The organism is Rhodanobacter sp. Soil772 (assembly GCF_001428385.1).
Lineage (GTDB): Bacteria > Pseudomonadota > Gammaproteobacteria > Xanthomonadales > Rhodanobacteraceae > Rhodanobacter.
Window position 1 is genome coordinate 97,369 of sequence record NZ_LMSK01000003.1, and the last position, 10,929, is coordinate 108,297.

The following is a 10,929-nucleotide window of genomic DNA, read 5'->3' on the forward strand; positions in this document are numbered from 1 at the left end:
GTTGGGGCGGGTTTTCAGGGTGTTAGTAAAACGTAAAACGAGGTATAGTGAGGCCCAAGTATCCTCCATTGAGTGAGTCTCGGTTCATACCCATGCGTCGCCTGCCCGCCCTGCTGCTGATCTTGCTGTTGCCGCTCACCGCGGCCGGGCAGTCTGTGGGCGGCGACAGTGACATGGCGCAGCGTCTGCTGGCGCAGCCACCGGACCAGATGACCGAGGTCGAGCCCGGCGTCATGGTGCCGTTGTGGCGCGGTGCCGATGGCCGCCTGCTGGCGCTCAAGGCGGAACGCAGCACCGGTGCCGAAGCCCTGCGCAAGAATGCGCCGCTGGCGCTGCGGGTGGTGGACGCCTCCACGGTGATGACGACCGGCGTGGAATACGGGCTGGGGCCGCGGCTGCAGGCGCATGCGGAGGTCAGCGAACATTCGTGGGCGAATCCGGGTCTGCGCGTGCTCGGCAGCGAAGTGGGCGCCACTTATGACGCCGGCCGCTACAGCGTGGGTGTCAGCGTCGGCAGCAACACCACGCCGAACAAGAACGTATTGCCGCGCGTACTGCCGGGTGCCGCGCCGGGCGTGGACGGTCTGTCCAGTTTCGACAGCAGCTCCCAGCTCAACGCACACGGCCGGCTGGCCCTGGGCAACAAGAGCGGCATCGACCTGGGTGCCAGCGTGGGCCGCATCCACCTGCTGCCGGGCAACCTGCTCGGCGTCGACACGCTGGACCAGAAGGCATTGAGTTTCGGTGTCGACCACGGCCCGCTGAGCGGCGTGCTGATCGGCCGCACGATGCAGCCGCAGGCCGGCATCCCGGGCGGTCTCAACGCGGATCGTCGCTGGAACAGCATCGACCTGGGCGTGACCTGGCGCCTGCCGTGGCGCGGCTCGCTGAGCGTCGGTGCGCAGAACCTGTGGTCGTCCGGTGCCCCGGCGAATACGCCGGCGGGTCCGGAGCCGGACCAGTCGCGCACGCCGTACGTGCAGTATCACCAGGATCTCTGAGCGGTCGGGTCGTGTTTTCCGATGCATCATGAAAACGCCGTCGCCATGCGACGGCGTTTTTCGTTTCGGGGAGAGTGGGCCGCGCTCAGTCCTGCTTGCGCACGCGCAGGTCGCCGCTGAAGGTCTCGATGTTGATCTTGCCGGTACTAGTGCCGAGGCGGACATCCAGCGAGCTGCCGGGGCCGTGTTCGGGCTCCTTTGGTGTGCCGAAATCGCTGCGCAGGTCGCCGCTGAAACTGCTGGCGTGCAGGCTGGCGGAGGTGTTCGCGGGCAGTTGAAGCTGCACGTCGCCGCTCATGCTGTCGATGCCGATGCTGCCGCCGGCTGCCAGGGCGCCGGTGATCTGCACATCGCCGGATACCGTGCTGAGAGTGAGCTTCTGCCACGGCCCGCCGTTGGCCTGGATACGGCCGGAGATGGTCTGCAGCTCGACGTTGCCGCCCAGCGCCGGGGCCAGGATCTCGCCGCTGACGGTCTGCAGTTCGGCCTGCTCGGCATGCCCTGCCTGCTCGATGCCGCCGCTGACGCTGTCCACCTTCAGTGAGGGCGTGCGTGCATTGATGCGCGCCTTGCCGCTGACCGTATTGACCTGGATGCCGCCGCCGTCCATGCCGTCGATGACCAGCGGCGCACTGATCACGTCGACGTCGAGCGAGGCCGCCGTGGGTACGTGCAGTTCCAGCGTGGTCGGCGCCATCCTGCTGTCGCCGCCCCAGTTGAACCAGCCGGAGCCGCCTTGCGGCTCGACCTTGATTTCCAGGTTGCCGTTGCTGCCGGTGATTGCCAGCGGCTTGGCGCCGTCGCCGAGCCGGCCACTGACCTGCACCTCGTTACGGTCCCACGCGATCACGTTCACCGTGCCGGCGATGTTGCTGATGCTGACGTGGGCAGTCGGGGTGGCGTCGTGGCGCAACTGGATCGGCGTGTCGGCCAGGGCCTGGCCGATGCAGAAGCACAGCAGCAGGGGAAGGTAGCGGGCGGTTTTCATGGTCGTTCCTGGTGGTATCAGCCGGCCTGGTTGGCCAGTTGGCGCAGTTGCGTCTGTTGCTGTTTGGTGCGGCCGAGCAGGCGTTGCAGTGACGGTGAATCCGGCGCCTGCTGGATCGCCAGCTGCAGTTCCATCCGCGCGGCGTCCAGTTCGACCGCGGCGCCGGCGAGGCGCGGGTCCGATGGTTTCCAGCTTGCCGGAGCCTTCGCGTTGCCGGCGATCGGCGCGGCTGTCGGTACCTGCAGCGTGCGCCAGCCGATGCCGCCGGCCAGCAGCAGCGAGGCAGCGAGGCTGGCGGCGGCCAGCCAGCGCCGGCGATGCGTCGACCGGGGCTCGCGCAAGGCCAGGTTCGCGGGCACTTGCGTGCGCTCGGCGTTGTCCAGTGCGGCGTCGATCGAGGCCCACAGGTCGCGCTGCGGCGTGAGCGGCTGGCGCAGGTCGCGCATCTGACGGCGCCATTCGAATTCGTTCATGAGCTTTCTCCCAATACTTTGCGCAGCAGGCCGCGGGCGCGATGCAGTTGCGCTTTCGAGGTGCCGACCGCCATGCCCAGTTCGTTGCCGATGTCCTCGTGCCGCCAGCCCTCGATATCGTGCAGTACCAGCACGGCGCGGGCGCGTGGCGGCAGCTGGCCGATCGCGCGTTCCAGTTCCTCGCGTTCGGCGGCGCAGAACGGTGTTTCGCCGGTGTCCGGCAGATGCTCGTCGTCGAGCATGCTGACCGGGTCGGCGCCGCGGGCGCGGATGTCCATCAGCGCCACGTTCACCGCGAGCCGGTACAGCCAGGTGCCGAACGCGCTTTCATGGCGGAAGCCGGGCAGTTTCTGCCAGGCGCGGATGAACGCATCCTGGGTGAGGTCCTCGGCGCGCGCGTGGTCGTAGCCGGCGAGCCGGTACACCGCGCCGTGTACGCGGCCGACGTGCAGCTGGTACAGCCGCTGGAATGCGTGGCGATCGCCGGAGGCCGCGGCGCGCACGTCATTGCTGTCGTTCGCTCCCGCTGAGGCAGGCGACATGGAGCTTCCAAGGGCAGGGCAGGCGACGATCATCTTGCCAGCTTGGATGCGGCGTTGCGCAAAAGGGTTTGAACAGCCGCCGCAGTGGCGGGCCTGCAAACATCACGGGCAGGTCGTGGCGACCTGCCCGTGAACAGGCTCAGGAGGCGACGGCTCCGCGGCGCGACTGGCCGGCTTCGTCGTCCAGCGCCTGGGCCACGCGCTGCTGTTCCTGGCGCAGGCGTTCGGGCAGGCGTGGGGTAAAGCTCTCGAGGTATTCGCCGATGGCGGCCAACTCGGCCTGCCAGCCTGCGGTGTCCACGTCGAGCAATGCATCGAGCCTGGCGTGGTCGAGCTGGAGCCCGTCCAGCTTCAGCTCGCCCTCACCGGGCAGGATGCCGATTGGCGTCTCGACGCCGCTCACGCGGCCTTCGGCGCGGTTGATCATCCACTCCAGCACGCGCAGGTTGTCGCCGAAGCCCGGCCACAGGAATTTGCCGTCGGCGCCCTTGCGGAACCAGTTGACGTGGAAGATCTTCGGCAGCTTCGCGCCGGGTTGGTCGAACGCCAGCCAGTGCGCGAAGTAGTCGCCGTAGTGGTAGCCGCAGAACGGCTTCATCGCCATCGAGTCGCGACGCAGCACGCCGACCGCGCCGGCGGCGGCGGCGGTGGTTTCCGAGCCCATCGCGGCGCCCATCAGCACGCCGTGGGTCCAGTCGCGTGCTTCCATCACCAGCGGCAGCAGCGACGGGCGACGGCCGCCGAACACGATCGCGCTGATCGGCACGCCTTGCGCGGCTTCGGCCATCTCGGACCAGGTCGGGCACTGCTTCGCGCTGACCGTGAAGCGCGAGTTCGGATGCGCGGCCGGGCCGTTGGCCGGGTCGTACGGACGTCCCTGCCAGTCGGTGACCGGGGTGCCGGGCAGGCCTTCCCACCATGGCTGGTTGTCGGCGGTGACGGCGACGTTGGTGAAGATGGTGTCGTGCGAGATGCTCTTCATGGCATTGTGGTTGGTGGCGTCGCTGGTGCCCGGTGCCACGCCGAAGAAGCCGGCCTCCGGGTTGATCGCGTACAGCCGTCCATCCGCGCCGGGGCGCATCCAGCAGATGTCGTCGCCGACCGTCCACACCTTCCAGCCATCGCGCAGGTAGCCTTCCGGCGGAATCAGCATCGACAGGTTGGTCTTGCCGCAGGCGGACGGGAAGGCGGCGGCGACGTAGTGCGTCTCGCCCTGCGGATTCTCGATGCCCACGATCAGCATGTGTTCGGCCAGCCAGCCTTCGCTGCGCGCCTGGTTGCTGGCGATGCGCAGCGCGTGGCACTTCTTGCCCAGCAGCGCGTTGCCGCCGTAGCCGGAGCCGTACGACTTGATCGACAGCTCGGCCGGGAAGTGCATGATCCAGCGGCGTGCGGGATCAAGTTCGCCGACCGAGTGCAGGCCCTTCACGAACGAACCTTCGCGCTCGATCCGCACCTGCGCGGCGGCGCCCATGCGGGTCATGATCTTCATGTTGGCGACCACGTAAGGGCTGTCGGTGATCTCGACGCCGCAGCGCGCCAGCGGCGAGTCGATCGGGCCCATGCAGTACGGGATCACGTACATGGTGCGGCCTTCCATGCAGCCGTCGAACAGCGCGTCGATCTTCGCGTGCGCGTCGGCCGGGGCCATCCAGTGATTGTTCGGGCCGGCGTCGTCCTTGTCCGGATGGCAGACCAGGGTCAGTTGCTCGACGCGGGCGACATCGGAGGGGTGCGAACGGTGCAGGTAGCAGCCCGGATGGGTCTGCTGGTTCAGCTCGATCAGGGTGCCGTCGGCCAGCATCTGTTGCACCAGGGTCCGGTATTCGGCGTCCGAGCCATCGCACCAGTGAATCTGCGCGGGGCGGGTCAGCGCCGCCGCCTGGTTGACCCACTGTTCGAGCGCTTCCAGCTTGCTGGCCATCGTGTCCCCTTGAGGTTTTCAGAAAAAGTGATCGGAAACGGTAGTTTGCGGGTACTGGTATTGCAAGGTCCGATGCAACAAAAACGGCGCCAGATGGCGCCGTTCGGGGCTTTTCGGCGGATCCGCTCAGGCCGGGATGAGGGTCGTGATCATGTGTTCGACGTAGGCATCGAACTCTTCATGGTTGAGCCGCGGCAGGCCCAGGGTGAAGTTCAGCTGCAGGAAACCGACGTAGGCGGCATAGGTCAGCCGCGCCCGGTTCAGCGCCTGCGGCGGGGCCAGCCCGGCTTCGCGATAGGCAGTGGTGAGGAATTCCATCCGCCGCTGCGATACGCGCGCCATCACCGGCACCACCTGCGGATGATCGAGCGCCTTCAGCAGCGCGGCGTATACGCGGTGCGGCTGCAGTTCGTGCGCAACCCGGCGGAACAGTTCGGGCAGGCGCTTGCGCGGGTCGCTGATCTGTTCGATCTGGCCCAGCACCTCGCGTTCGCCGTACTGCTCCCAGCGCTCCAGCGCGGCGTGCAGCAGGGCTTCGCGGGTGCGGAAATGCCAGTAGAAACTGCCCTTGGTCACGCCCAGTTGGCGCGCCAGCGCCTCCACGGCCAGCGCACCGACGCCGTGTTCGGCAATCAGCTGCAGGGCGGCAAGTTCCCAATCCTCCGCCGACAGGCGGGTGCGTTCTGGCTTGCTACTGACATTCATGTGCGTATGGTAGCCACACCCTGTGCATTTGTAATGTGTGGCATCCATCCGCCTGAATGTCATGGCAATTTGCTGCCCCGCCGGGGATGCGCCGCGGTGTGGTTGACGGCGCTTGCCGAGGCAATCCATACTCTTCCGTATGGTCAACGATGCCCACGCTTCCCATGCTGTCAGCCGCTTTCCCGTCGCCGACCTGAGTCTGGCGGTGGAGACGCGTTGCCCCGAAGGCAGCCCGGCGCTGCTGTTCGCGCATGGTTTCGGCCAGACCCGCGGCGCCTGGAACGGCGCAGCCGCGGCGCTGGCGCAGGCGGGTTGCCGCTGCGTCACGTTCGACACGCGCGGCCATGGCGAAAGCGATCGGGTGCCCGGCGGCGCGGATTCCAAACGTGGCTATCACATGGACCAGTTCGCCGACGACCTGCTGCGGCTGGCTGCGGCGCAACCGCAGCCGCCGATCCTGGTGGGCGCCTCGATGGGTGGCCTGCTCGGCATCGTGCTGGCCGGCGAGGTACGGCCATCGCTGTTCCGCGCCCTGGTGCTGGTCGACATCACGCCGCGCTGGGAAACCGCCGGCGTGGAACGCATCCTCGCCTTCATGCAGGCGCATCCGGACGGCTTCGCGAACTACGCCGACGCGGCCGAACAGATCGCCGCCTACCTGCCGCAGCGGCGCGAACGCAAGAGCGAGCAGCAGCTGCGCCCGCTGCTGCGCGAGTGTGCCGACGGCCGCTTGCGCTGGCACTGGGATCCAGCTCTGCTGGCCGGCGACCTGGTGCAGGAAAGCGAGCGCTACCAGCCGCGCCTGCAAGCCGCCGCGACGAAGATCTCCGTGCCCGTGCTGCTGCTCTCGGGTGCGCGCAGCGACGTGGTGTCGCGCGCCACCGTCGACGAATTCCTGCAGTTGGTACCGCATGCGCAGCATGTGGAACTGCCGCACGCCACCCACATGGTGGCCGGCGACGCGAATGATGCCTTCACGCGCGAGGTTGTGCGCTTCGTGCAGAGTCTTGATCCATTACCCGCCGGCCGGCGAGTCGCCGGCGCCGTTCAATCGCAATGAGGTGTTGAGATGTCCGTGATACTGACCCTGCTGGCGGCATTGATAGCCTCCGGCGCCTGCGCCTATCACCGCAGCAGCCTGCGCACCTGGGCGATCGTCACGATCGTCGCCACGCTGGTGGTGGGGCTGCTGGCTCGTGCACCGTGGGCCATGGCGATCCTACTGATCGTCGAGCTGGCGATCGCGCTGCCGCTGCTGCTGGTGGACTTTCGCCGCAAGCAGATCAGCCTGCCGCTGCTGAAGCTGTTCGCCAAGGTCACGCCGAAGCTGTCGGAGACCGAGCAGACCGCGCTGGAAGCCGGCACCGTCGGTTTCGAGGGCGAACTGTTTTCCGGCAAACCGGACTGGCACGAACTGCTGAAGCAGCCCAAGCCCGAACTGAGCGTGGAGGAGCAGGCCTTCATGGACGGCCCGGTGGAAGAGCTGTGCGGGATGATCGACGACTGGCAGATCACCCACGAACTGGCCGACCTGCCGCCGAACGTTTGGGACTTCATCAAGAAGAACCGCTTCTTCGGCATGATCATCCCGAAGCGGTACGGCGGCCTTGAGTTCTCCGCGCTGGCGCATTCGGCGGTGCTGCAGAAACTCAACAGCATGTCGGCCACGGTCGCCTCGACGGTGGCGGTGCCGAACTCGCTCGGGCCGGCCGAACTGCTGCTGCACTACGGCAGCGACGAGCAGAAAAACCACTATCTGCCGCGCCTGGCGGTGGGCGAGGAAATTCCCTGCTTCGCGCTGACCGGCCCGTACGCCGGTTCCGACGCCACCTCGATTCCCGATACCGGCATCGTCTGCAAGCAGCTGGTCGACGGCGTCGAGATGCTCGGCATCAGGCTCACTTTCGACAAGCGCTACATCACGCTGGCGCCGGTCGCCACCGTGGTCGGCCTGGCCTTCCGCATGTTCGATCCCGAGCACCTGCTCGGCGACAAGGACGACCTCGGCATCACCCTGGCGCTGCTGCCGCGTTCCACGCCCGGCCTTGAAATCGGGCGCCGCCACTTCCCGTTGAACGTCCCGTTCCAGAACGGCCCGATCCGCGGCAAGGACGTGTTCGCGCCGCTGTCGGTGCTGATCGGTGGCCCGCAGATGGCCGGCCACGGCTGGCGCATGCTGGTCGAGTGCCTGTCGGTGGGCCGCGCGATCTCGCTGCCGTCGAACGCCACTGGCGGCATGCGCGCCTCGGCGCTAGCCACCGGCGCGTACGCGCGCATGCGCAAGCAATTCGGCCTGGCGGTGGCCCGCTTCGAGGGTGTCGAGGAAGCGCTGGCGCGCATCGGCGGCCTGACCTACGCCACCGCCGCGCTGTCGCGCGCCACCGCGGCGGCGGTCGACCGCGGCGAGAAGCCGGCGGTACCGTCGGCCATCGCGAAGTACCACGCCACCGAATGGGCGCGGCAGATCGCCGCCGACACCATGGACGTGCACGGCGGCAAGGCGGTGCAGCTGGGCCCGAGCAACTACGCCGGTCGCGGCTGGTCGGCAGTGCCGATCGCGATCACGGTGGAAGGCGCCAACATCATGACGCGCAGCCTGATGATCTTCGGCCAGGGCGCGATCCGCTGCCATCCATATGTGCTGAAGGAAATGCAGGCGCTGTCGATCGCCGACCGCGGCGAGCAGCTGAAGACGTTCGACCGGCTGCTGTTCGGCCACATCGGCTTCGGCATCTCCAATGCGGTGCGCAGCTTCGCGATGGGCGTGAGCGGCGCACGCATCGGCGACACCGCCGGCGATGCCTATACCCGCCGCTACTACCGCAAGCTCGACCGTTATTCGGCCGCGCTGGCGCTGTGCGCCGACGTGTTTATGGGCGTGCTCGGCGGCAAGCTGAAGTTCAAGGAGAAGTTGTCGGCGCGCCTGGGCGACGTGCTCAGCTACCTGTACATCGCCAGCAGCATGCTCAAGCAGTATGAGGACAACGGCCGGCCGGAAGCCGATCGTCCGTTCCTGGCCTGGGGCTTCCACGAGTGCATGTGGCTGATCCAGAACGCGCTGGACGGCGCGATCCGCAACTTCCCGGTGCGCCCGGTGGCGTGGCTGCTGCGCGCCCTGGTGTTCCCGCTGGGTCGCCGCGAAGTCCCACCGTCCGATCGCCTCGGCCGCCGCGTCGCCGCGCTGCTCACCGCGCCGAACGAAGCGCTCGACCGTCTCACCGACTGGGTCTACACCACGCCCACGGCGAACAACACGATCGGCCGCATGAAGGCGCTGCTGCCGGACGTGATCGCCGCCGAGCCGGTCGATCGCAAGTTCGGCAAGGCGCTGAAGTCCGGCCAGTTCAAATCGCACGACTACCTGGGCCAGCTTGCCGAGGCGCAGCAGGCCGGGGTGGTTTCGGAAGCCGAGGCCGACCTGCTCAGGCGCGTGCGCGAAGGCGTGTTCGAGTTCATCTCGGTGGACGACTTCGATACCGACGAGATGCGCGCGTTCAAGACGCGGGCCGACGCCGCGTAAGTCGAACCGACCAGCCCGCTTTGCGGGCCGGTTCTTTTCCCGGAGGACGATCGATGAGCGCCTCGGTGTTGTCGCTGTACCGCCGCATCACCTGCTGGCCGGCGGGCCACTGGATATTCTCGCGCCTGGTCTGTTTCAAGGCGCCGTATTTCGCCACCATCGCACCGCGTTTCGTGGCGCTGGAACCGGGCCGCTGCGAAGTGCGCATCCGCGACCGGCGGCGCGTGCACAACCACATCGGCACCGTGCACGCGATCGCGCTGTGCAACCTGGCCGAACTCAGTGCCGGGGTAATGACCGATGCGACCATTCCGGCGGACATGCGCTGGATTCCCAAGGGCATGAGCGTCGAGTACCTGAAGAAGGCGGTGGGCACGCTGCACGGCACCGCCACGCCCGAGCTGGCCACGCCCGTCTCCGGTGATGGCCACGAGTGGCCGGTCAAGGTGGAGGTGGTGGACGACGCTGGCGAGACGGTGTTCCGGGCGCGCGTGCTGATGTGGGTGTCGCCGCGCAAGCGCGATTGAGCGTGTTGCCTGCGGGCGTTCAGTCCGCCAGCACGCAGCGGTTCTTGCCGCCGCGCTTGGCCTCGTACATGGCACGGTCGGCCGCCTGCATCAGCCGTTCGTCGGCGTCGGGGTATTCGGTCGGCCGGTAGGGCGCGATGCCGATGCTGGCGCCGACACGCACCTCGATCAAGTGGCCGTTGACGCTCAGCGCATAAGGCTCGCCCAGCGCCGCGCACAACTTTCCGCACAGCTGCAGCGCCAGCGACGGATCCTCGATTTCTTCGAGCACCAGGGCGAATTCGTCGCCGCCCAGCCGGGCCACCGTGTCGTTGCTGCGCAGGTGCGCCAACAGCCGTGCGGCGATCTCCTGCAGCAGGGCGTCGCCGGCGGCGTGGCCGTGGCTGTCGTTGACGTGCTTGAAACCGTCGATGTCGATGCAGGCCAGTGCGAACTGGCTGTGGTGGCGGTTCGCGCGCTGGATCGCGCCGTGCAGGCGGTCGTGGAACAGGATGCGGTTCGGCAGGCCGGTCAGGGCGTCGTGGTGGGCCTGATGGCGCACCATCGCCTCCATCAGCTCGCGCTCGGCGATCTCCTGGGTCAGTTGCCGGTTGCGTTCGGCCAGCTCGTCCAGCGCGTGCTGCAGCTTGGCGCGCGCCGCGTACAGCTCCAGGAACACGCGCACCTTCGACTGCAGGATCACGTCGTTGATCGGCTTGGCGATGTAATCCACCGCACCGGAGCGGTAGCCCTTGAGCCGGTTCATGTCGTCGGCGTAGGCGGCGGTGACGAAGATGATCGGGGTATCGCGCAGGTGCTCGGCGTCGCCCAACAGGGCGGCCACTTCGAAACCGTCCATGTCGGGCATGTTGACGTCGAGCAGGATCAGCGCGAACTCGTGGTCCAGACACAGCGCCAGCGCCTCGTTGCCGTTGCGTGCCTCGAACAGCTGCGCGCCGCTGTTGGCGAGGAGGCGACGCATGGCGACCAGGTTGGCGGCGGTGTCGTCGACGACCAGGATTTTCGGCAGCATCGTGTTCATGTCGGTGGCGGAGCGTTTCTCCATGGTCGACCATAACCGTTGACGGTCGCAGCCGGTGTGAACGGTGGCATCATCCCGTCGGGTTCGAGCGAGCTGGGTCGGTTGCCACGCCGGAGCAGCGCGGCCCGTGCGTACTGGCTGAAATCGCGGCCGTGACGCCGTGTCAACGCCGGCATGGCCTGTTCCAGTTCGATCTGTTCCAGTTCGCTGGCTGCGCTCGCTGCCGGC

Annotated in this window: 10 protein-coding genes; 4 read left to right on the plus strand and 6 right to left on the minus strand. The window is 67.6% G+C overall.

The features are described 5' to 3' along the window. The first annotated feature begins 92 nt into the window (after nt 1-92). Nucleotides 93-1,001, plus strand: a complete 909-nt coding sequence (locus ASG75_RS12085) for a hypothetical protein (RefSeq protein ID WP_056389634.1) — start codon at nt 93-95, stop codon at nt 999-1,001. 85 nt (nt 1,002-1,086) lie between these two features. Here ASG75_RS12085 and ASG75_RS12090 read toward each other — a convergent pair whose 3' ends face one another. The 5 genes from ASG75_RS12090 to ASG75_RS12110 all read right to left on the minus strand — a co-directional run bounded on the left by ASG75_RS12090 (nt 1,087) and on the right by ASG75_RS12110 (nt 5,633). Further along, a complete protein-coding gene (locus ASG75_RS12090) occupies nt 1,087-1,989 on the minus strand; it encodes a DUF4097 family beta strand repeat-containing protein (protein WP_056389637.1) in 903 nt (300 codons plus the stop codon). 17 nt (nt 1,990-2,006) lie between these two features. Further along, nucleotides 2,007-2,462 carry a hypothetical protein gene (locus tag ASG75_RS12095; protein ID WP_056389640.1) on the minus strand — a complete coding sequence of 152 codons (456 nt, stop codon included), beginning with the start codon at nt 2,460-2,462 and terminating at the stop codon, nt 2,007-2,009. After that, nucleotides 2,459-3,004 carry a sigma-70 family RNA polymerase sigma factor gene (locus ASG75_RS12100; RefSeq protein ID WP_056389643.1) on the minus strand — a complete coding sequence of 182 codons (546 nt, stop codon included), beginning with the start codon at nt 3,002-3,004 and terminating at the stop codon, nt 2,459-2,461. Before ASG75_RS12100 ends, ASG75_RS12095 begins: the two co-directional genes overlap by 4 nt. A gap of 139 nt (nt 3,005-3,143) precedes the next feature. After that, nucleotides 3,144-4,928: a phosphoenolpyruvate carboxykinase (GTP) gene (locus ASG75_RS12105; RefSeq protein WP_056389646.1), complete on the minus strand. Its 1,785-nt coding sequence runs from the start codon at nt 4,926-4,928 to the stop codon at nt 3,144-3,146. 126 nt (nt 4,929-5,054) lie between these two features. Further along, nucleotides 5,055-5,633: a TetR/AcrR family transcriptional regulator gene (locus ASG75_RS12110; RefSeq protein WP_056389649.1), complete on the minus strand. Its 579-nt coding sequence runs from the start codon at nt 5,631-5,633 to the stop codon at nt 5,055-5,057. A gap of 139 nt (nt 5,634-5,772) precedes the next feature. Between ASG75_RS12110 and ASG75_RS12115 the strand changes: the two genes are divergently transcribed. From ASG75_RS12115 to ASG75_RS12125, 3 genes are read left to right on the plus strand one after another with little or no spacing between them, the layout of a single operon-like run. Then, on the plus strand, nt 5,773-6,693 hold the full coding sequence (locus ASG75_RS12115; RefSeq protein ID WP_056389651.1) for an alpha/beta hydrolase: 921 nt from the start codon (nt 5,773-5,775) through the stop codon (nt 6,691-6,693). Nucleotides 6,694-6,702: 9 nt separating this feature from the next. Further along, nucleotides 6,703-9,153, plus strand: a complete 2,451-nt coding sequence (locus ASG75_RS12120; RefSeq protein ID WP_056389653.1) for an acyl-CoA dehydrogenase — start codon at nt 6,703-6,705, stop codon at nt 9,151-9,153. A 53-nt stretch (nt 9,154-9,206) separates the two neighbouring features. Beyond that, a complete protein-coding gene (locus ASG75_RS12125; protein WP_056389656.1) occupies nt 9,207-9,680 on the plus strand; it encodes a hotdog fold domain-containing protein in 474 nt (157 codons plus the stop codon). 19 nt (nt 9,681-9,699) lie between these two features. Here the strand turns inward: ASG75_RS12125 and ASG75_RS12130 are convergent, their stop codons facing one another. Continuing rightward, complete coding sequence (locus tag ASG75_RS12130; protein WP_056390623.1) at nt 9,700-10,692, minus strand: diguanylate cyclase; 993 nt, start codon at nt 10,690-10,692, stop codon at nt 9,700-9,702. Nucleotides 10,693-10,929: the final 237 nt, after the last annotated feature.